The organism is Pseudomonas sp. Tun-23181 (assembly GCF_057415455.1).
Window position 1 is genome coordinate 1,758,935 of sequence record NZ_CM171630.1, and the last position, 20,359, is coordinate 1,779,293.

General features: G+C 65.1%; 18 protein-coding genes. 9 read left to right on the top strand and 9 right to left on the bottom strand.

The window, feature by feature from the left end; translation table 11 throughout:
- Nucleotides 1-54: 54 nt before the first annotated feature.
- The 3 genes from pdxB to rlmM form a co-directional block, all read right to left on the bottom strand.
- Entirely contained in the window at nucleotides 55-1,197 is a 1,143-nt protein-coding gene (gene pdxB / locus ACDI39_RS08650) for a 4-phosphoerythronate dehydrogenase PdxB (RefSeq protein ID WP_225786942.1), read from the bottom strand.
- 59 nt (nucleotides 1,198-1,256) lie between these two features.
- Nucleotides 1,257-1,499 (bottom strand): sulfurtransferase TusA, encoded by a 243-nt coding sequence (tusA, locus tag ACDI39_RS08655; RefSeq protein WP_225786943.1) that lies wholly within the window; start codon nucleotides 1,497-1,499, stop codon nucleotides 1,257-1,259.
- Between the two features lie 98 nt (nucleotides 1,500-1,597).
- A complete protein-coding gene (gene rlmM / locus ACDI39_RS08660) occupies nucleotides 1,598-2,662 on the bottom strand; it encodes a 23S rRNA (cytidine(2498)-2'-O)-methyltransferase RlmM (protein WP_486538384.1) in 1,065 nt (354 codons plus the stop codon).
- Nucleotides 2,663-2,981: 319 nt separating this feature from the next.
- On the opposite strand from rlmM, the gene acnA reads away from it, so the two are divergent.
- Both acnA and ACDI39_RS08670 read left to right on the top strand, forming a co-directional pair.
- Nucleotides 2,982-5,723 carry an aconitate hydratase AcnA gene (acnA, locus tag ACDI39_RS08665; protein WP_225786945.1) on the top strand — a complete coding sequence of 914 codons (2,742 nt, stop codon included), beginning with the start codon at nucleotides 2,982-2,984 and terminating at the stop codon, nucleotides 5,721-5,723.
- A gap of 303 nt (nucleotides 5,724-6,026) precedes the next feature.
- Nucleotides 6,027-7,592, top strand: a complete 1,566-nt coding sequence (locus tag ACDI39_RS08670) for a methyl-accepting chemotaxis protein (RefSeq protein ID WP_253100478.1) — start codon at nucleotides 6,027-6,029, stop codon at nucleotides 7,590-7,592.
- Between the two features lie 98 nt (nucleotides 7,593-7,690).
- Here the strand turns inward: ACDI39_RS08670 and ACDI39_RS08675 are convergent, their stop codons facing one another.
- From ACDI39_RS08675 to ACDI39_RS08695, 5 genes are all read right to left on the bottom strand, one after another.
- Nucleotides 7,691-8,575: a pseudouridine synthase gene (locus ACDI39_RS08675; protein ID WP_253100481.1), complete on the bottom strand. Its 885-nt coding sequence runs from the start codon at nucleotides 8,573-8,575 to the stop codon at nucleotides 7,691-7,693.
- Between the two features lie 50 nt (nucleotides 8,576-8,625).
- Complete coding sequence (locus ACDI39_RS08680; RefSeq protein WP_253080502.1) at nucleotides 8,626-8,934, bottom strand: transcriptional regulator; 309 nt, start codon at nucleotides 8,932-8,934, stop codon at nucleotides 8,626-8,628.
- Nucleotides 8,935-9,005: 71 nt separating this feature from the next.
- Nucleotides 9,006-9,437, bottom strand: coding sequence for a D-Ala-D-Ala carboxypeptidase family metallohydrolase (locus ACDI39_RS08685; RefSeq protein ID WP_253080503.1), 432 nt, complete (start codon nucleotides 9,435-9,437; stop codon nucleotides 9,006-9,008).
- A 109-nt stretch (nucleotides 9,438-9,546) separates the two neighbouring features.
- A complete protein-coding gene (locus ACDI39_RS08690; RefSeq protein ID WP_317235047.1) occupies nucleotides 9,547-9,786 on the bottom strand; it encodes a glutaredoxin family protein in 240 nt (79 codons plus the stop codon).
- Nucleotides 9,787-9,860: 74 nt separating this feature from the next.
- Nucleotides 9,861-11,069 (bottom strand): ammonium transporter, encoded by a 1,209-nt coding sequence (locus tag ACDI39_RS08695; protein ID WP_253100484.1) that lies wholly within the window; start codon nucleotides 11,067-11,069, stop codon nucleotides 9,861-9,863.
- Between the two features lie 300 nt (nucleotides 11,070-11,369).
- Here ACDI39_RS08695 and ACDI39_RS08700 point away from each other — a divergent pair, with 300 nt between their 5' ends.
- The 7 genes from ACDI39_RS08700 (at nucleotide 11,370) to ACDI39_RS08730 (ending at nucleotide 19,886) form a co-directional block, all read left to right on the top strand.
- Nucleotides 11,370-11,684 (top strand): ElaB/YgaM/YqjD family protein, encoded by a 315-nt coding sequence (locus tag ACDI39_RS08700; protein ID WP_225786951.1) that lies wholly within the window; start codon nucleotides 11,370-11,372, stop codon nucleotides 11,682-11,684.
- A 9-nt stretch (nucleotides 11,685-11,693) separates the two neighbouring features.
- Nucleotides 11,694-12,068, top strand: a complete 375-nt coding sequence (locus ACDI39_RS08705; protein WP_225786952.1) for a phage holin family protein — start codon at nucleotides 11,694-11,696, stop codon at nucleotides 12,066-12,068.
- Nucleotides 12,065-12,391: a hypothetical protein gene (locus ACDI39_RS08710; protein WP_225786953.1), complete on the top strand. Its 327-nt coding sequence runs from the start codon at nucleotides 12,065-12,067 to the stop codon at nucleotides 12,389-12,391. The genes ACDI39_RS08705 and ACDI39_RS08710 overlap by 4 nt, the downstream gene beginning before the upstream one ends.
- 75 nt (nucleotides 12,392-12,466) lie before the next feature.
- Entirely contained in the window at nucleotides 12,467-13,798 is a 1,332-nt protein-coding gene (locus ACDI39_RS08715; protein ID WP_253090888.1) for a deoxyguanosinetriphosphate triphosphohydrolase, read from the top strand.
- A 330-nt stretch (nucleotides 13,799-14,128) separates the two neighbouring features.
- A complete protein-coding gene (locus tag ACDI39_RS08720) occupies nucleotides 14,129-15,433 on the top strand; it encodes an IS1380-like element ISPa33 family transposase (protein ID WP_010793081.1) in 1,305 nt (434 codons plus the stop codon).
- A 208-nt stretch (nucleotides 15,434-15,641) separates the two neighbouring features.
- Nucleotides 15,642-16,262 carry a response regulator transcription factor gene (locus tag ACDI39_RS08725; protein WP_225787154.1) on the top strand — a complete coding sequence of 207 codons (621 nt, stop codon included), beginning with the start codon at nucleotides 15,642-15,644 and terminating at the stop codon, nucleotides 16,260-16,262.
- Nucleotides 16,263-16,274: 12 nt separating this feature from the next.
- Nucleotides 16,275-19,886, top strand: a complete 3,612-nt coding sequence (locus ACDI39_RS08730; RefSeq protein WP_486538391.1) for a transporter substrate-binding domain-containing protein — start codon at nucleotides 16,275-16,277, stop codon at nucleotides 19,884-19,886.
- A 33-nt stretch (nucleotides 19,887-19,919) separates the two neighbouring features.
- On the opposite strand, the gene ACDI39_RS08735 is transcribed toward ACDI39_RS08730, so the two are convergent.
- A complete protein-coding gene (locus ACDI39_RS08735) occupies nucleotides 19,920-20,267 on the bottom strand; it encodes a YggL family protein (RefSeq protein ID WP_225786956.1) in 348 nt (115 codons plus the stop codon).
- Between the last annotated feature and the right edge of the window lie 92 nt (nucleotides 20,268-20,359).

Here is a 20,359-nt window from a genome sequence, read left to right on the forward strand (position 1 = left end):
CGGGTTTTTGCTTTTCAGGGGCACCATCGTGGGGCTGCGTCGCAGCCCATCCCCCTAGACCAGCACGCCCCCCAAGGCACTGACCACCTGCGCCAACTGTGGCGCATCGCCGTTCAGGTGCACCTTCAGCCCCTCGATCTCGCGCCGCTGCGGGTAATGCTTGCGCAGCAGGTCGAAGGCCGCGCGCTGCTCGGCCGGAACATCACTGAGGCTGCGGCGAAAATCGGCGTCGTCGCGCCGAGGGTCGTACACCGCCCGGCACAGGGTCGCCAAGGCCCAGGCCGGATCCGCGGCGGCATCCAGGTCGAGCCGCGCCAGAGCCGGCGCCGGCAGCAAGTCGGCCAACTGCACCTGCTCCGGCTCACCCCGCCAGCGGCAGAACGCCTGGTAGATCTGCGCCGTGCCACGCTGCTTGCCATCCAGGCTGTAACCGGCGATATGCGGGGTAGCCAGGGTACACAGGTCGGCCAGGACCAGGTCCACCTGGGGTTCGCCCTCCCAGACATCCAGCACCGCATGCACGTCTTCGCGCTCCAGCAGCAACTCGCGCAGGGCCTGGTTGTCCACCACCGGACCGCGGCTGGCATTGATCAACCAGGCCCCCGCACGCAGGCGCGCCAGTTGCCCCGCGCCCAGCAGGTGCCAGGTGGGGTGTGCGCCCTCGCGCTGCAACGGCGTATGCAGGCTGATCGCATCGCACTGTTCGAGGATCGTCTCGAGGCTGACGAAATCGCCACCCTCACGGGCCTGGCGCAACGGGTCGCAGACCAGCACCTTCCAGCCCAGGCCGTGCAGCACCCGCACCAGGCGCTCCCCGACCTGCCCCGCACCAACCACGCCGTAGACCCGCTTGGCCAGGTCCACGCCATCCAGCTCCGCCAGGGTCAGCAGACTGCCCAGCACGTAGTCCACCACCCCCCGGGCGTTGCAGCCCGGGGCGCTGCTCCAGTGGATACCGGCTTCGGCGAAGTAGTCCAGGTCCAGGTGGTCGGTGCCGATGGTGCAAGTGCCGACGAAACGCACCTGGCTGCCCGCGAGCAGTTGCCGGTCGACCTGGGTTACCGAGCGCACCAGCAATACATCGGCGTCCTTGACGCAGGCCGCGTCGATGCTGCGTCCGGGGTAACGGCGAATCTCGCCGAAACCGGCAAAGAAGGCATCGAGCAGCGGGATATTCTCGTCGGCAACTATCAGCATGGCGCTCTCCTGTCAGGGGCACGCAGTGTAGGCGCTATGCCAGGCACGATCCAGCGGGCTCAATCGGCCTTCTTGCGGATCCAGTACAGGTAGGTGCCGGCCTGTTCCTCTTGCTCGAGCAGCTCATGGCCGAGGAAGTTGCAGAACTTGGGGATGTCGCGGCGGGTCGAGGGGTCGGTGGCGATGACCTTGAGCAGGCCGCCGGCCGCCAGGTCACGGACGTGCTGGTGCAGCATCATCACCGGCTCCGGGCAGTTCAGGCCGGTGGCGTCGAGGATGGCGTCAGGGGTGAATTCGGTCATGGGGTGCTCCACAAATGATGGGGGCATTGTCGCGCATCGGGCCGCGCGCTCCAAGCGCCCGGGCACATTCGCCCGGGCGCGGCCGCCAGCCAGCCGCCTCAGCGTGGCTTGAGGTCCAGCCGGCGCAGGTGGCAGGTGACCTCCTCGCGGTCGTGGTACAGCTGCTTGCAGGCGATCGACACCTTGACCTTGCGTGCCTTGAAGCCGGCCTCGATACGTTCGAGCAGGCGGCGTACCTCGGCATAGCGCTGCTTCATCGGCAACTTGAGGTTGACCACCGCCTCGCGGCACAACCCCTCGCCCAGCCAGGTCTCGATCAGCGCTGCAGTGCGCGCAGGCTTCTCGACGATGTCGCAGACCATCCAGTCCACCGTCTGCTTCGGCCGCCAGGTGAAACCGTCGGCCATCAGGTGCTGGACCAGGCCAGTGTCCATCAGGCTCTCGGCCATCGGGCCGTTGTCGATGGCCGTTACCAGCATGCCGCGCCGAACCAACTGGTAGGTCCAGCCACCGGGCGAGGCCCCCAGGTCGACACCGGTCATGTCGTCGTTCAGGCGCTGCTCCCATTGCTCGCGCGGGATGAACTGGTGCCAGGCCTCCTCCAGCTTGAGGGTCGAGCGGCTGGGCGCCTCGCGGGGGAACTTCAGGCGCGGAATGCCCATGGGCCAGAGCGCCGAATTGTTCGCCTCGGCCAGGCCGACGAACACCCGCCGGCCACTGATGAAGGTCAGCAGCAGGCGCGGTCGCCCGGCGCCCTCGACCAGGCGGCCAGCCTTTTCCAGGGCCTTGCGCAGCGGCACCTCGAACTTGCGGCAAAAGGTCGAGAGCGCCTTGCCCTCGTTGCTGTCAAGCACCTCCAGCCACAGGCTGCCGTACACCGGATGCTCGGCCAGGTGCTCGAGCAGCACGCCGATGCGCTCGCTCTCGGGCAACTCGACGAACTCGCCCCGGGCCCACTGGCGCGGAAAGATCAACTGCTCGAAGCGCAGTTCACGCATCAGGCGCGCGGCGCCGTCCGGCTCGGTGCAGACGAACTCGGCACAGGCGCTCTGCGGCTTGCCCCGGGCATAGCCCGCGACACCCAGGCGGGCGGCGTGTTCGCTGATCTCGGCGCAAACCTCGCCCTCGAAGCCGGGCCGGCAATGCATGAACAGGATATTCATCTCTCACTCCACGTCGCTGGCGTGCACCGCCAGCCTTGATCCGGCGCAAGGCAGGCGCCGGCAGGGCGGCGATGATAAAGGAAGATCGGAACCGGCGACATGCCCCACCGGTCCAGAACAAGGTCAGGTCCGGCAATTCGGTCTACCCTGACCATTCAGCCAGGTCCGTGCCGTGCGGACCACCACAGAGCGGTGACACCGGTATCCCGTGGTCTGTGTGGCGGGTTCGCGCATTCGATTTCAGCGCCAGGACTTGAGTACGCGAATCAACCGCACGCACCACCGAAGGTACCGGGCACCGGCGCAGAAGGAGTTGGCAATGCCCTCGCTCGATAGCCTGAAGACCCTCAAGACCCTTACGGCGGCCGGCCGTACCTACCATTATTTCAGCCTCGCCGAAGCCGCCCGCCAACTCGGCGACCTCGAGCGCCTGCCCATGTCGCTCAAGGTGCTGCTGGAGAACCTGCTGCGCTGGGAGGACGGCAAGACCGTCACCGGCGACGACCTGCGCGCCCTGGCCCAGTGGCTCGGCGAGCGTCGCTCTGATCGCGAGATCCAGTACCGCCCGGCGCGGGTGCTGATGCAGGACTTCACCGGGGTGCCCGCAGTGGTCGACCTGGCCGCCATGCGCGCCGCCATGGCCAAGGCCGGCGGCGACCCGCAGCGGATCAACCCATTGTCGCCGGTGGACCTGGTGATCGACCACTCGGTGATGGTCGATCGCTACGCGAGCCCCCAGGCCTTCGCCCAGAACGTCGACATCGAGATGCAGCGCAATGGCGAGCGCTACGCCTTCCTGCGCTGGGGCCAGAGCGCCTTCGACAACTTCCGCGTGGTGCCGCCAGGCACCGGCATCTGCCACCAGGTCAACCTGGAATACCTGGGCCGCACGGTGTGGACCGGTGAGGAAGACGGTCGCACCTATGCCTTCCCCGACACCTTGGTCGGCACCGACTCGCACACCACCATGATCAATGGCCTCGGCGTGCTCGGCTGGGGCGTGGGCGGCATCGAGGCGGAGGCGGCCATGCTCGGCCAGCCGGTATCGATGCTGATCCCCGAGGTGATCGGCTTCAAGCTGACCGGCAAGCTGCGCGAAGGCATCACCGCCACCGACCTGGTGCTGACGGTCACGCAGATGCTGCGCAAGAAAGGCGTGGTGGGCAAGTTCGTCGAGTTCTACGGCGATGGCCTGGCCGACCTGCCCCTGGCCGACCGCGCCACCATTGCCAACATGGCACCGGAATACGGTGCCACCTGCGGTTTCTTCCCGGTCGACCAGGTGACCCTTGACTACCTGCGCTTGTCGGGCCGGGCCGAGGAGACGGTGCAACTGGTCGAGGCCTACTGCAAGGCGCAGGGCCTCTGGCGCCTGCCAGGCCAGGAGCCGCTGTTCAGCGACACCCTGGCGCTGGACATGCACGACGTCGAGGCCAGCCTGGCCGGGCCCAAGCGCCCGCAGGACCGGGTCGCCCTGTCCCAGGTGCGCCAGGCCTTCGACGGCTTCATCGAACTGCAACCCAGGCCCTTGGCCAAGGAAGTCAGCCGGCTGGAAAGCGAAGGTGGCGGCGGCGTGGCGGTAGGCAATGCCGACCAGGCCGGCGAGGTCGACTACACCCATGACGGCCAGACCCACACCCTGCGCGACGGCGCCGTGGTGATCGCCGCCATCACCTCCTGTACCAATACCTCCAACCCCAGCGTGATGATGGCGGCCGGCCTGGTGGCGAAGAAAGCCCTGGAAAAGGGCCTCAAGCGCAAGCCCTGGGTGAAGAGCTCGCTGGCGCCAGGCTCCAAGGTGGTCACCGACTACTTCAAGGCCGCCGGCCTCACGCCCTACCTCGACCAGCTCGGTTTCGACCTGGTCGGCTATGGCTGCACCACCTGCATCGGCAACTCCGGCCCGCTGGACGAAGCCATCGAGAAAGCCATCGGCAGCGCCGACCTGACCGTCGCCTCGGTGCTCTCGGGCAACCGCAACTTCGAAGGCCGCGTGCACCCGTTGGTCAAGACCAATTGGCTGGCCTCGCCGCCCTTGGTGGTGGCCTATGCCCTGGCCGGCAGCGTGCGCCTGGACCTGACCTGCGATCCCTTGGGGACCGGTACCGATGGCCAGCCGGTCTACCTGCGCGACATCTGGCCCAGCCAGCAGGAAATCGCCGATGCCGTGGCCAAGGTCGATACCGCCATGTTCCACAAGGAATACGCCGAGGTCTTCGCTGGCGATGCCCAATGGCAGGCCATCGAAGTGCCGCAGGCGGCCACCTATGTGTGGCAGGACGATTCCACCTACATCCAGCACCCGCCGTTCTTCGACGACATCGCCGGCCCCTTGCCGCAGATCGACGATATCCAGGGGGCCCGCATCCTCGCCCTGCTCGGCGATTCGGTGACCACCGACCACATCTCCCCGGCTGGCAACATCAAGGCCGACAGCCCTGCCGGCCGCTACCTGCGCAGCCAGGGCGTGGAGCCACGCGACTTCAACTCCTACGGCTCGCGCCGCGGCAACCACCAAGTGATGATGCGCGGCACCTTCGCCAACATCCGCATCCGCAACGAGATGCTCGGTGGCGAGGAAGGCGGCAACACCCTGCACGTGCCCAGTGGCGAGAAGCTGTCGATCTACGACGCGGCCATGCGCTACCAGGACGAAGGCACACCGCTGGTGGTGATCGCCGGCCAGGAGTACGGCACCGGCTCCAGCCGTGACTGGGCGGCCAAAGGTACCAACCTGCTGGGGGTCAAGGCAGTGCTGGCCGAGAGCTTCGAGCGTATCCACCGCTCCAACCTGGTGGGCATGGGCGTGCTGGCGCTGCAGTTCAAGGCCGGGGAAAGCCGCAAGACCCTGGGCCTGACCGGCAAGGAGCGCATCGATGTGCTGGGGCTGTCCGGCGCGCAGCTACGCCCAGGCATGAGCCTGCCGCTGCGCATCACCCGCGAGGATGGCCAGCAGCAACAGATCGAGGTGCTATGCCGGATCGATACCCTCAATGAAGTGGAGTACTTCAAGGCCGGAGGGATCCTGCACTATGTGCTGCGCCAGCTGATTGCGGCCTGAAGCACGGAGGCACTTGCAGGAGCGGCCTTGCCGGGGCGCCTGACCGCTCCTGCAAGGCCAACGGCAACCTTCCCCTCCCCCATTCGCCGCTGGCCCTTCTCCGAACAATCAGTCATGATCGGACCAAACCGTCATAAATCGTTAAAAAAACGCAAACCTGACGGCAACTTACGTGAAATCGCCAGATCCTTTAACCCAGGCGCGCCCTGTGCTCATTGAGCCAGGTCAAGCGAATTTAAGTATCCATTCAATAAAATCACCGGCTTGCCGATACCTGTCGAAAGCCTTGCGGATTGACTGCCCATGCGTAACAACCAGCCGATTACCCAGAGAGAACGGACCTTCCCTGCCCAACAACGGTTGATCTCCACCACCAATGCCAAGGGTGTGATCACCTATTGCAATGATGCCTTCATCGACATCAGCGGTTTCTCCCGCGAGGAACTGACGGGCGCGCCCCATAACCTGGTCCGCCATCCCGACGTGCCCCCGGCGGTTTTCGCCCACATGTGGCAGACCCTCAAGCAGGACTTGCCGTGGATGGGCATCGTCAAGAACCGCTGCAAGTCGGGCGATCACTACTGGGTCAACGCCTATGTCACGCCGATCTTCGACAACAACCAGGTGATCGGCTACGAGTCGGTGCGAATCAAGCCCACCGCCGAGCAGATCCGCCGCGCCGAGGCACTGTACCAGCGCATCAACCAAGGCAAGCCGGCAGTACCACGGCGTGACAAGTGGCTGCCGGTGCTGCAGGACTGGCTGCCGTTCATCCTGGTCAGCCAGGTCGGTTTCCTGATCGGCAACTGGCTCGGCCACTCCTGGGGCTTCGCCTTGGCCGCGGGCCTGTCGGTACCGCTCGGCCTGCTCGGCCTGACCTGGCAGCAACGCGGCCTCAAGCGCCTGCTGCGCCTGGCCGAACAGACCACCTCCGACCCGCTGATCGCGCAGATGTACACCGACAGCCGTGGCGTGCAGGCCCGCCTGGAAATGGCCATGCTCAGCCAAGACGCGCGCCTGAAGACCTGCCTGACTCGCCTGCAGGACAGCGCCGAGCACCTCAGCGACCAGGCGCGCCAGTCCGATGCTCTGGCCCACCAGAGTTCCACGGGCCTGGAACGCCAGCGGGTGGAAACCGAGCAGGTCGCTGCCGCGGTCAACCAGATGGCAGCCACCACCCAGGAAGTGGCCAATCACGTCCAGCGCACCGCCGATGCCACCCAGGAAGCCAACCGCCTGACCAGCCAGGGCCGGCACATCGCTGGGGAGACCCGCGAGGCCATCGAGCGCCTGTCGGCAGCCGTCGGCGAAACCGGCCAGACCGTCACCCAGCTGGCCAAGGACAGCGACGAGATCGGTGGCGTGGTGGATGTGATCAAGGGGATCGCCGACCAGACCAACCTGCTGGCCCTCAACGCCGCCATCGAGGCGGCGCGCGCCGGTGAGATGGGCCGAGGCTTCGCCGTGGTCGCCGACGAGGTACGCCAACTGGCCCAGCGCACCGCCGAGTCCACCGGGCAGATCCACAACCTGATCGCCAAGCTGCAGCAGACCGCCAACAACGCCGTACAGACCATGGAAAATGGCCACCGCCAGGCCCAGGAAGGCGTGGAGCGGGTCATGGAAGCCGACCAGGCGCTGGCGGGCATCAGCGAAGCGGTGGCCAACATCACCGACATGGCCACCCAGATCGCCGCGGCGACCGAGGAGCAGACCGCGGTGGCCGACGAGATCAGCCGCAACATCAGCACCATCGCCGACCTGGCCGACCAGACCGCCGAACAGGCCCAGCGCTCGGCACTGCTCAGCGAAGAGCTGACCAGCACGGCGGGCAGCCAGTATTCCCTGGTGGAGCGCTTCAACCGCTGAGGCGCTGGCCTTTATCGCCGGTCGTTGTCACCTGGGGCTGCAAAGCAGCCCCAATGTCACTCAGTCAAAGGGTGCTTTGCAGCCCTTGGCTCCCCTCCTCACCACTCCAGCGACAGGCGACTCTCGAAGCAGCGCACCTCCCCTGTCAGTGGATCCTCGAACCGCAACCCTTGCGCCAGCAGCTTCAGTGGCCGCTGGTAGTCATCCTGCACCTCGCACAGCGCCGGGTAGAACGGGTCGTTGCAGATCGCCGCGCCCAGCGCCGCCATATGTACCCGCAACTGGTGCGTCTTGCCAGTCACCGGCGAGAGGCCGTAGCGCCACAGCTTGCCATTCTTCTCCAGGACCTCGGCCAGGGTTTCGCTGTTGGGCTGCCCCGCCACTTCCTGCATTCGAAAGAAGGGCTCGCCATGCACCAGGCGGCTACGGTGCACCAGGGGAAACTCACGCTCGGGTAGCGCCGCGGCGATCGCCTGGTAGCGCTTGTCGATGCGCCGTTCGGGAAACAGCCGCTGGTAGGCACTGCGGCTGTGTGGGTTGGCGGAAAACAGCACGAGCCCGGCGGTATGCCGGTCGATACGGTGCAGCGGCACCAGGTGCGGGTTGCCCAAGCGACGGATCAGGCGACGCAGCAAGGTCTGCTCGACATACTCACCGGTCGGGGTGACCGGCAGGAAATGCGGTTTGTCGGCCACCACCAGATGCTCGTCCACATGCAGGATCGTTTCCTGCACCGGGATCGGCTTCTCGTTGGGCACCTCGCGAAAGTAGTGCAGGCGCATGCCCTGGCGATAGGGCATGTCCACCGGAATCGCCTGCCCTGCGGCATCCAGCACGCGCCCACGAGCAAAACGGTCGAGCCACTGCTCGCGGCTGATGCCCTTGAAACGATCGCACAGGCAGTCGAGTACCGTCGCCCAGCGACCTGGTGGCAGGCAGACCGTACTGGCTTGCTGGTGGGCGGGGTCGAAAGGCGCGGTCATGGCAGGGCTCGCAAACTCAAGGGCGGGCATTATCCTCCATGCCCGCCAGGTCAACCAGCCCGGGCCGCCGTCTCGCTGCGTGCCTTCAGCCAGCGCAAGACCTGCACCGCATCCCAGCGCCCCGGATCGTAGAGGGCATAGACCAAACCCTGGTACCCCACCACATCCAGCTGACGATGGTAACCGGCACGCTGGAACAGCGCCTCGATCTCGGCGAAGCAGGTGTTGAAATGGACCTTGCCGAACGGCGTCCGGTCATCCGTCACCAGACCTTCGAGGCGCAGCTCCAGTACGGCGTCGCAGACCCGCTCGGGGGACATGCGGTTGACGCTGTACTTCAGTTGCTCGACGTTGAGCATTGATTCACCCTGATACTGTATTTATATACAGCATACGGACGTGACCGGTATGCCGTCAATTGGCCTGGGCTTCAGCGGATCCCGGCGAGGTAGCCCGTGCCCCGGCGAATGGTCAACACCTGGCGACGCGGCGCGCCACGCGATACGGCCAGGTGCACCCAGCCGTCGAACTCGAGGATCAGCTGGTCGAACATCACGTCGCTGTCACGGATACGCAGGGCCAACTCGCGGGGCGCGAGGTCGAACACGGTGAAGTCAGCGGCCAGGCCACTGAGGTGGGCGCTACTGGATGCCCCGCCCACGCGCCGGTTGACGGCCGGGCTGCGGTAGCCACTGCTGACGATGATGGGGGCGCCGCACAGCGCGCGCACCTGTTCGAGTGTCCGGCACAGCAGGCCCAGGTTGGCCAGGGCCTGCGCGGGGGGCGCATTGTCCAGCCCTTCGCGCGCGGCGATTTGCGAAACGGTCATTTCCTCGAGGGTGAAATGGGGGGTGATGAGCATCGCAGAGCTACTCCAGGACGATTGAAGGGGCCGACCTGTCTCGGTCGGCCTCGCATCTTCGCCCTGCGCGCCGGATCATGCAGGAGGGCACCGCTTCCCCTCTCGGCAATCATCCCTTCAGGAACGCCACCACCTGCTCCGCATCGAACGGCCAGCCCAGCTCGGCACCGGTGTCGCAACGGCGCAGCACGGGAATGCGCAGGCCATAGCGCTCGAACAACGCCTCGCTGTCGGCGATATCGACCAACTCCACCAGCAGGCCGTGCTCGACGAAAGGCATCAGCAAGGCTTCGGCCACTTCGCACAAATGGCACCCCAGGGTGCCGAACAGTTGGCATTCAGGCAGCATGGACAGGTCCCGCATCAGCAAGGAATGGGATGATCATTCTAGGTCCATGCCGGGCCACGTGCACCTGGCCTGCGTCAATCCTGGCTGGTGGCGCCGATGCGGTGCAGCGACAGGTCGGCGCCCTGGAACTCCTGCTCGTGGCTCAGGCGTAGCCCCGGCACGGCCTTGATCAGGCCATACACGGCAAAGCCGCCCAGCAATGCCACCAGCACTCCCGCCAGGCTGCCGACCAACTGGCTGGCCAGGCTGACACCGCCCAGCCCGCCGAGCGCAGCCTGGCCGAAGAGGCCACAGGCGATGCCGCCCCAGACGCCGCACAGGCCATGCAAAGGCCAGACGCCCAGCACATCGTCGATCTTCCAGCGGTTCTGCGCCGCGGTGAAGCTCCAGACGAACAGCCCCCCCGCCACCAGGCCGGTGGCCAGGGCACCGAGCGGATGCATCAGGTCGGATCCGGCACAGATGGCCACCAACCCGGCCAACGGGCCGTTGTGCAGGAAGCCAGGGTCGTTGCGCCCGGCTGCCAAGGCAGCCAGGGTCCCGCCGACCATGGCCATCAGCGAATTGATCGCCACCAGTCCACTGACGCCCTGCAAGGTCTGGGCGCTCATGACGTTGAAGCCGAACCAGCCGATGATCAGGATCCACGACCCCAAGGCCAGGAACGGAATGCTCGACGGTGCGAACGCCACCAGCCGGCCCTCACGGTAGCGGCCACGGCGCGCGCCCAGCAACAGCACCGCCGCCAGCGCCAGCCAGCCGCCCATGGCATGCACGACCACCGAGCCGGCGAAGTCGTGGAACGGCGCCCCGAAGCGCGCCTGCAGCCAGCCCTGCACGCCGAAGTTGCCGTTCCACACCACGCCTTCGAAGAACGGGTAGACCAGCGCCACGATCAAGGCCGTGGCGCACAGTTGCGGCACGAACCGGGCACGCTCGGCGATGCCACCGGAAATGATCGCCGGAATCGCCGCGGCGAAGGTCAGCAGGAAGAAGCACTTGACCAGGGCATAGCCATGGTCGGCAGCCAGTTCGCCGGCCGGCTGGAAGAAGTTCACCCCATAGGCCACCCAGTAGCCGAGCAGGAAGTACACCAGGGCCGAGACCGCGAAGTCGCTGAGGATCTTCGACAAGGCATTGACCTGGTTCTTGTGCCGTACGGTACCGACTTCGAGGAAGGCGAAACCCGCGTGCATGGCCAGGACCAGGATGGCGCCCATGAGAATGAACAAGGTATTGGAGCCATGGACCAGGGAGTCCATCGCGCTGTGCATGTTTTCCATGAAAGAGGCAGACCTGCTGAAAAAGGCACCAGGACGGTTCAAGAATCCACCTCCTTGCACCGATTCGGTGCCATGGCCCCGCCCCGTTTCGGTGAGCCGGGCAAGGCCTGCGTGGTTTTTCTTGGGTTTGTCGTGGATTGGGTTAAGGTTTATCGGTATCCGTCGGGCCAGCGCACGCATTCGGCGCAGCACCCCACGGCCACGCCCCGGGAGATAGCAAGGGTCGTACCAGCGATGGCACTGAACCTTCCTTCTTCCCCATCACTCGAAATAGCCACACACATCCACAGGGAGAGACCCATGGCCAGCAAATCGGCAAAGACTGCTCAAGAGATATTGATGGCTGACTTCCAGGCCCTGGTGCGCGACACCGAGAAACTGCTCGCCGACACCGCCAACCTGGCCGGCGACCAGGCCGACGAACTGCGCGAGCAGATCCACGACCGCCTGGTCCAGGCCCGCGAGACCCTGCAACTGACCCAGGACTCGGTACGCCAGCGCGGCCAGGCGGCCCTCGGCAGTGCCGAGCAGTACGTGCAGGAGAATCCGTGGCAGGCCATCGGCATCGCCGCCGGCGTCGGCCTGCTGATCGGCCTGCTGGCCAATCGGCGCTGAGGAGTTCCCATGGAAAACGACGCTCTGGGCACCAGCGCTTCCGGCAAGCGCCTTGGCGCGGCCTTGCTCGGCCTGCTGCACAGCCATGTCGAGCTGTTCGGCATCGAACTGCAGGAGCAGAAAGCCCGTACCCTCAGCCTGCTGCTGTTCGCCGGCCTGGCGCTGGTGTTCGCTTTGCTGCTGCTGACCGCGCTGTCCGGGCTGGTCCTGGTGCTGCTGTGGGACAGTTATCGCCTGGCCGGCATCATTGGCCTGTGCGTGTTCTATGGCGTCGCCGCCCTGTACTGCGGGTTGCGTCTGAAGGCCGCGGTGTTCGACGAATCGTCGCCGTTCAGCGCCACCCTCGAGGAACTTGCCAAGGACAGGGAGCGCCTGTTGCCATGAACCTGCCTGAACTCCCCAATACCCGTAATCCCCGTGAACTGCGCAAGGCACTGTTGCGCCTGCGCCTGGAAATGCACCGCCAGGAGATCCGCCACGAATCGGCGCAGTTGGTCGAGCCGGTCAGGCGCCTGCGTGGCATGGGCAGCTCGCTGCAAGATGGCCTGGGCATCCGGCATGCGCCGCTGTGGGGCCTGGGCGCGGTGGTCGCGCTGGGCTTTCTCACCGGCAAGGGCGTGCGCAGCGGCAATCTCAGCCGCCTGGTGCGCCTGGGCAGCAGCCTGGTGCCCTTGGTCCGCCTGTTCCTGCACAACCGGCGCGGCTGAGCGGTCGCGCCTGCCGCTTGCGCGGGCGCGCCCGACACGGGAAGCTATGGCGTCCACCTGACGGGAGATCGAGCCTTGGACTGGCATACCCTGCTGACCCGCGAACGCCTGGGCAAAGCCCTGTACAGCCCCGAGGAACTGGGGCGCAGTCCCTTCCACAAGGACCACGACCGCATCATCTTCTCTGGCGCGTTCCGCCGCCTGGGGCGCAAGACCCAGGTCCACCCGGTCTCCAGCAACGATCATATCCACACCCGCCTGACCCACTCGCTGGAAGTCAGTTGCGTCGGCCGCTCCCTGGGCATGCGCGTCGGCGAGCCCCTGCGCGACAGCCTGCCTGACTGGTGCGAGCCCAGCGACCTGGGCATGATCGTGCAGTCGGCCTGCCTGGCCCACGACATTGGCAACCCGCCGTTCGGCCACTCCGGCGAAGATGCCATCCGCCACTGGTTCCAACAGGCCGCTGGACGTGGCTGGCTGGACGACATGAGCGACGACGAACGGGCCGACTTCCTCAACTTCGAAGGCAACGCCCAAGGTTTTCGTGTCCTGACCCAACTGGAGTACCACCAGTTCGACGGTGGCACCCGGCTGACCTACGCCACCCTGGGCACCTACCTGAAGTACCCCTGGAGCGCCCGTCACGCCGATGCCCTGGGCTACAAGAAGCACAAGTTCGGCTGCTACCAGAGCGAACTGCCACTGCTGCAACAGATCACCCGCAAGCTCGGCCTGCCACAGCTGGACGAGCAGCGCTGGGCACGCCATCCACTGGTGTACCTGATGGAGGCGGCAGACGATATCTGCTACGCGCTGATCGACCTGGAAGACGGCCTGGAGATGGAGCTGCTGCAATACGCCGAGGTCGAGGCCTTGCTGCTCGACCTGGTCGGCGACGACCTCCCCGACACCTACCGTCAGTTGGGGCCCGGCGACTCGCGGCGACGCAAGCTGGCGATCCTGCGCGGCAAGGCCATCGAGCATTTGACCAATGCCGCCGCCCAGGCCTTCGTCGAACAGCAGCCGGCCCTGCTCGCCGGTTGCCTGGCAGGCGACTTGGTCGAGCATATGCACGGCCCGGCCAAACGCTGCGTGCTGCAGGCCAAGGACATGGCGCGCAAGAAGATCTTCCAGGACAAGCGCAAGACGCTGCACGAGATCGGCGCCTATACCACCCTGGAGATTCTCCTCAACGCATTCTGCGCAGCCGCCCTGGAACAGCACGGAGGCCGCACGCCCTCCTTCAAGAGCCGACGTGTCCTGGACCTGCTCGGCAACCATGCCCCAGACCCACAAGGCTCACTGCACAACGCCTACCTGCGCATGATCGATTTCATCGCCGGCATGACCGACAGCTACGCCAGTGAAATGGCCTGCGAAATGACCGGTCGCTCCAGCCCAACCTGAAAGACCACAAACCGACCATGGCATGCATCGGCATGCTCTGAAGGAAATTTCCTAGGTCATCGCAGGACAAACTAAACAGCCGCCCCAACTTTTCAATAAAAAGTTACCAAACAACGAATTGACATGACTTATTCGTGATCAATTCGTAGCGCTGTTAACTTTTTACTGTAGGTAAATTCCCATATACGGCCCACAGCCGTTTCCTCCATGTCCCGACGACTTCCAACTGAGCTAACCCGGATTTCTCATGACCGCATAAACAAAAACGGCTGAAAGCCTTATGATTCTTGTCGCCAAACAAAGCCCCATAAGTCTTCAGCCGCGCACAAAATGCTACCAGAAAAACTCCACTTTTCACCCCTCTCTCGCCGCCTCGTCGAGGCCTCTTTCACCGGTGGTCACATCACCTCGGATGCGGGCTTGTTGCTGCTGCGCGAGGTCGACCGGCAACATGGCTTGACCCGCCGCCTGGCCAAAATCGTTCCCGATCGGCGTGATCCTGGGCGTGTCCAGCATGGACTGCAGACACTGCTCGCCCAGCGTATCTATGCACTGGCCGCCGGCTACGAGGATCTCAACGATCATGACGGCCTGCGCCATGACTACGCGCTGCAGACTGCGGTCAACCGCCTGCAACCGCTGGCCGGCAAATCCACTCTGGGGCGCCTGGAACAGCAAGCCGATCGCGAAACGGTGGTGCAAGCCCATCGCCTGCTGTGGGAGCACTTCATCGCCCAGCATGACCAGGCGCCGGCTGAGATCGTGCTCGACTTCGATGCGACCGATGTGCCGGTGCATGGAGATCAGGAAGGGCGCTTCTTCCATGGCTATTACGACCATTACTGCTTCCTGCCGCTCTATGTGTTCTGTGGTCGCCATCTGCTGGTGAGCTATTTGCGCCCGAGCAACATCGATGGCGCCCGACACAGTTGGGCCATCCTGGCACTGCTGGTCAAGTTCATTCGCCGCTTCTGGCCAGAGACCCGCATCGTGTTCCGCGGTGACGGCGGTTTTTGCCGACATCGCATGCTCGACTGGTGTGACCGCAAGCAGGTGGATTATGTGGTGGGTCTGGCCCGCAACACCCGCCTGCAGCGGATGGCGGCGCCGGCCATGCAAGCGGTCGCCGAGGCCTACCAAGAAACCGGGCAGAAGATGTCCGGCGTGTATCGCTTCCTCTATCAGGCCGGTAGTTGGCGTAGGCGCCGCCTGGTCGTGTCGCGCCTGGAACATGGCGAGCAGGGTGCCAATCCACGCTTCATCGTCGTGTCCCGCTTTGCCGAGGATGCTGCCCAGCAGTACTACGAAGACTACTGCGGCCGTGGCGACATGGAGAATCGGATCAAGGACCAACAGTTGGATCTGTTCGCCGACCGCACCTCCAGCCCACGCTGGTGGACCAACCAGTGGCGGCTGATGCTGTCGGCCTTTGCCTATGTGCTGTTCGAACGGCTACGCGATCATCTCCAGGGCACCGCATTGGCGCGCATGAGCATCCATAACCTGCGCTTGAAACTGCTCAAGATCGGTGCGGTGATCATTCGCAACAGCCGGCGCATCCGCGTGCTGATCAGCGAGGCCTATCCGCATCAGGAACTCTTTGCGGGGCTGGTTGCCCGCCTCAAGCCGACCTGAACAGGCGGGCGCCCCCGGCCCGGCTCAATGGGGGAAAGGGGGCAGTGCGCCCCATACGCGGGAATTGAATAAAAAACGATCAATTTTTAGCGGTGGAAGGCAGGTTGTTGATACGCCGAGGCTTCACCGGCCACGCCTGCCGGCCTCATGAGAAATCCGGGCTAAGGTGCGCACTGTTTCCGACAGCTGCCGCATTAGGAAGTTGAATATGCACTCCGTATTTATTGTCGACGACCATCCCGTTATCCGGCTGGCCGTTCGCATGTTGCTGGAAAACCAGAACTACAGGATCGTCGGTGAGTCGGACAATGGCGTCGATGCCATGCAGATGATCCGCGAAACGCGCCCCGACCTGGTCATCCTCGATATCGCCATCCCCAAACTGGACGGCCTGGAGGTGCTGTCGCGCTTCCAGGCCATGGCGCTGCCTCTGAAGGTGCTGGTGCTGACGGCCCAGTCGCCAGCGCTTTTCGCGGTGCGCTGCATGCACTCGGGTGCCGCCGGCTATGTCTGCAAGCAGGAAGACCTGGGCGAACTGCTCAGCGCGATCAAGGCCGTACTTGCCGGCTACAACTACTTCCCCAGCCAGGCAGTCAACAGCAATCCGGGAAAAGTGAACAACGAGGAACAACTTTTCCGACAGGTCAATGACCGGGAGTTGATGGTCCTGCAACTTTTCGCACAAGGTAGAAGCAACAAGGAAATTGCAAAAGGCATGTTTCTCAGCAACAAGACGGTCAGTACCTACAAGAAGCGCCTGATGCAAAAACTCCAGGTCGATACCTTGGTCGACCTGATCGATGTGGCCAAACGCAATGCATTGGTCTGAGGTGGGTAGGTAATGAAGCGCTACCTGACCTGCCTGTGCATCGTCCTGGCCCTGGCCTGTGGCAAGGCCTACGCGGCACAGGCCGATGCCGAGGCCTTCACCCTGCTCACGCGATCGACGGTCAAGCCCACCCGCCCCGAACTGACCGAGGCGCAACGCCAGTGGCTGGAAGGCAAACAGGAACTGGTGATGGGTGCATCCTTTCCGGATTACCCGCCCTTCGACATCACCACCGGCGGCCGCGACTACCAGGGGCTCACCGCCGAATATGCCGGCCTGATCGGCCAGGTGCTCGGCTTGCCGGTACGGGTGCTGCGCTTTTCCAGCCGCCAGGCAGCGGTCGACGCGCTCAAGCAGGGCCGCATCGACCTGCTCGGCAGCGCCAATGGCTACGAAGCCTCGGCGGGCCTGGCGCTGTCCCGGCCCTACGCCATCGACCAGCCGGTGCTGGTGACCCGCGAGGACGAAATGCGCCCCTTGGACGACGGGCTCGCAGGCATGCGCCTGAGCATGCTCTACCACTACCTGCCCGCGCGGGAAGTGCATGACAACTATCCGCAGGCCGAGCTCCTGGCCTTCCCCTCGTCCACCCAGGCACTCAACGCCGTGGCCTTCGGCCAGGCCGACGTGTTCATCGGCGACACCATCTCCACCCACTACCAGCTCAACCGGGGCCACCTGCCCCTGCTGCGCATGGCCAGCTTCGGCAATCACGAAGCCATCGGCTTCAGCTTCGCCATGCGCCGCGAGGATACCCAGCTCAAGGCACTGGTCGATGCCGTGCTCGACAGCCAGCCCAACGCCGTGACCGCCAGTATCTTCAAGCGCTGGAGCGCCGGCAGCGACATGCTCCTGACCGACCGCAAGCTGCAATTGACGCCGGACGAGGAGCACTGGCTGCAGCAGCACCCGGTGATGCGCGTCGCCGTCAACGAAACCGCGGCCCCGGTGTCCTACTTCGACGGCAGCGGCCATTTCCGTGGGATCGCCGCCGACCTGCTGGAGTTGATCCGCCTGCGCACCGGGCTGCGCTTCGAGGTCCAGCGGGCCAGCGGCATCCGTGACATGATCGCCCGCCTCAAGGACGGCCGGGCGGACGTGATCGCGGCCATTTCCAGCGACGAGAAACACGACGGCGCCTTGCGGATCAGCCGTCCCTACCTGGAAAGCAACTACGTGCTGGTGACCCGTGCAGGCACCGGGCAAGCCTCCTCCCTCGAGCAATTGCAGGGCAAGCGGGTCGCCATCACCCGCGATAGCCTCATGGCCGAACTGCTCGCGACGCAGCACCCTCAGGTCAGGCGGATCGAGACCGAAAGCCCGTTCTTTTCCATGGCGCTGCTCGGCAGCGGCGCGGTGGATGCGGCGATCGCCACCTTGATCGACGCCAATCATGCGCTGGCCGGCAATCCCGACCTGGTCATCCGCCGCACGATCGGCAACGAGCCAGCCACCTTCACGATGGCCAGCACCGGCCAGGCCCAGGCGCTCGCCTCGATCCTCGACAAGGCCCTGCTGAGCATCTCGCCGGAAGAACTGGGTGTGATCAACAACCGCTGGCGTGGCTATGGCGTGCAGGACGATGCCCATTGGCGGGAGTTTCGCCGCCTGGCCGTACGGGTGTTGCTGGGCTTCGGCCTGCTGCTGTTGCTGGCGCTGGTCTGGAACGCCCGCCTGCGCCGGCAGATCCGGCATCGCCAGCGCGCCGAACGGGCGCTGAGCGACCAGTTGGAGTTCATGCGCGCACTGCTCAACGGCACTCCCCACCCGATGTACGTACGCGATCGCGAGAGGCGCCTGCAAAGCTGCAACGACAGCTACCTGGAGGCCGTCCAGGCGCAGCCCGCGGAGGTCATCGGCAAGCGCCTGGCAGACAGCCTGTGCAGCGACCCTGAACATACCCGGCAGATCGAGGCCGACTACCAGCAGGTCATGGAGGCCGGCACGCCACTGATCCTGGATCGTCCTCTGCAAATGAAAGGACGGGAGCTGACCATCTACCACTGGATCCTGCCCTACCGCGACTCGCTGGGCGAGGTGCAGGGGATCATCGGCGGCTGGATCGATATCAGCGACCGGCGCAAGCTGGTCCAGGCCCTGCGCCAGGCCAAGCAGCAAGCCGACGATGCCAATCGCGCCAAGAGTACCTTCCTGGCCACCATCAGCCATGAGATCCGTACACCGATGAACGCCATCATCGGCATGCTCGAGCTGGCCGTCAGGCGGGCGGACCAGGGGCAGTTGGACCGACCGGCACTGGAGGTCGCCTACCATTCGGCCAAGGACCTGCTGGGCCTGATCGGCGACATCCTCGACATCGTCAGGATCGAGTCCGGCCACCTGTCCCTGTCCGTGGAACCGGTCGACCTGGGTGCACTGGTCGAGTCGGTGGGCCGGGTCTTCGATGGCCTGGCGCGGCAGAAAGGGCTGTCCCTGGAAGTGGTCATCGCAGCGAACGCACGCTGCCATGCGTTGCTCGATCCGCTGCGCTTCAAGCAGGTGCTGTCCAACCTGGTCAGCAACGCCATCAAGTTCACCGAACACGGCCAGGTGCGCATCAGCATGGCCCTGCACGACGAAAACCCGGCAGCCGGCCCGACCCTTGACCTGGAGGTGCGCGACAGTGGCATCGGCATCCGTGAAGACGAACTGCGTCAGCTGTTCAACCCATTCGTCCAGGCCAACCCCCACAGCGAGGGCGCACGTGCCGGCACCGGCCTGGGCCTGGCCATCAGCCGCAACCTGTGCCAGATGATGGGCGGCGACCTGACGCTCGAGAGCCTGCAAGGGGTCGGCACCCGCGTCCGCCTGCAGATGCCCCTGCAGCGCGTCGCGGCGCCCTCGTCCGCCCCCCCTGACGTCGCGGACGTGGACACACCGGATACCCGGCTGAACGTGCTGGTGATCGACGACCACCCGGCCAACCAGTTGCTGATGGCGCAGCAACTGGGGTTCCTCGGGCTGCGCCATGCCAGCGCCGGCGATGGCCGCGAAGGCCTGGAGAAATGGCGCGAGGGCGGTTTCGATGTGCTGATCCTCGATTGCAACATGCCGCACATGAGCGGCTACCAGGTCGCCGAGGCGATACGCGCCGAGGAAGGCGCGCAAGGCCGGCCGCGCTGCGTCATCCTCGGCTATACCGCCAACGCCCAGCCCGAGATCCGCCAGAAATGCCTGGACGCCGGCATGGACGACTGCCTGCTCAAGCCCATCGGCCTGCGCACCCTGAAGCAGCGCCTGGCCAGCGTAACGCCCTGCGCGCCATCCCCACGCAAGCGCAAGCGTTTCACGCTCGACGGGCTGGCGACCATCGTCGGCGACAACCAGGAAGATCGCCAGCGCCTGCTGGCCACCCTGCTGCAAAGCCTGCAGCAGGACCTGGCCATCTTGATGGCCATCGATCCACACGAAGATGCCCAGGCGATCGCCGGCCAGGCGCACAAGATCCTCAGCGCGGCACGGATGCTGGAAGCCAGGGAGTTGATGGCGGCCTGCGAGGCCCTTGAACAGGAAGATTTACCGCTGATGCAGCTCAAGCTGCGACGGCAGGCACTGGCGCGGCACATGCGCCGCGTCGAGGAAGCGCTGGCCCGGTACCTGCACGGCCCGGTCGGCGCTCGGTGAAGCGGCACGCCGACGGCGGCCGCTTCGGCAGGATCAATCGGCCTTGGCGTTGATCGGCTTGTCCGGATACCAGGCGTCCAGCAGCGGGCTGACTTCGATCTTGGTCAGTTCGCCACGGCCCTTGAGCCAGGCCTCGACGGTAGCGCGCTGCTCTTCGCTGACCGAACCACGCTTGGCCAGGCAGACCAGGCCGAAGTCATCGCCGCCGACGTAGTCCAGGCCGTTGGCATCCATGGCCTCTGCGAGGAAGGCGTCGAGGAAGGCATCGATGGCTTCTTCGGACAGGTCTTCCTTGAATTCCAGGTTCAGTTCGAAACCCAGCTCCTGGAACTCATCCACGCACAGCTTCTTGCGCAGACGACGGGAACGGTTGGTAGCCATGAAACAATCCTCTTGAGTAATAACGCGCGGCACTTTACCAGTTTCCGTGGCGATGCGGCGCTTTTCCGTCGGACATGGCCCATGGGCGGTAC

Coding starts and splice junctions, on each gene's coding strand:
- ACDI39_RS08705 (WP_225786952.1), top strand. CDS start 11,694: ATGGAAAACGACGCTCTGGGCACCAGCGCTTCCGGCAAGCGCCTTGGC.
- pdxB (WP_225786942.1), bottom strand. CDS start 1,197: ATGCTGATAGTTGCCGACGAGAATATCCCGCTGCTCGATGCCTTCTTT.
- ACDI39_RS08735 (WP_225786956.1), bottom strand. CDS start 20,267: ATGGCTACCAACCGTTCCCGTCGTCTGCGCAAGAAGCTGTGCGTGGAT.
- ACDI39_RS08720 (WP_010793081.1), top strand. CDS start 14,129: ATGCTACCAGAAAAACTCCACTTTTCACCCCTCTCTCGCCGCCTCGTC.
- ACDI39_RS08700 (WP_225786951.1), top strand. CDS start 11,370: ATGGCCAGCAAATCGGCAAAGACTGCTCAAGAGATATTGATGGCTGAC.
- ACDI39_RS08710 (WP_225786953.1), top strand. CDS start 12,065: ATGAACCTGCCTGAACTCCCCAATACCCGTAATCCCCGTGAACTGCGC.
- ACDI39_RS08680 (WP_253080502.1), bottom strand. CDS start 8,934: ATGCTCAACGTCGAGCAACTGAAGTACAGCGTCAACCGCATGTCCCCC.
- ACDI39_RS08675 (WP_253100481.1), bottom strand. CDS start 8,575: ATGACCGCGCCTTTCGACCCCGCCCACCAGCAAGCCAGTACGGTCTGC.
- ACDI39_RS08670 (WP_253100478.1), top strand. CDS start 6,027: ATGCGTAACAACCAGCCGATTACCCAGAGAGAACGGACCTTCCCTGCC.
- acnA (WP_225786945.1), top strand. CDS start 2,982: ATGCCCTCGCTCGATAGCCTGAAGACCCTCAAGACCCTTACGGCGGCC.
- ACDI39_RS08685 (WP_253080503.1), bottom strand. CDS start 9,437: ATGCTCATCACCCCCCATTTCACCCTCGAGGAAATGACCGTTTCGCAA.
- tusA (WP_225786943.1), bottom strand. CDS start 1,499: ATGACCGAATTCACCCCTGACGCCATCCTCGACGCCACCGGCCTGAAC.
- ACDI39_RS08725 (WP_225787154.1), top strand. CDS start 15,642: ATGCACTCCGTATTTATTGTCGACGACCATCCCGTTATCCGGCTGGCC.
- ACDI39_RS08695 (WP_253100484.1), bottom strand. CDS start 11,069: ATGGAAAACATGCACAGCGCGATGGACTCCCTGGTCCATGGCTCCAAT.
- ACDI39_RS08690 (WP_317235047.1), bottom strand. CDS start 9,786: ATGCTGCCTGAATGCCAACTGTTCGGCACCCTGGGGTGCCATTTGTGC.
- ACDI39_RS08730 (WP_486538391.1), top strand. CDS start 16,275: ATGAAGCGCTACCTGACCTGCCTGTGCATCGTCCTGGCCCTGGCCTGT.
- rlmM (WP_486538384.1), bottom strand. CDS start 2,662: ATGAATATCCTGTTCATGCATTGCCGGCCCGGCTTCGAGGGCGAGGTT.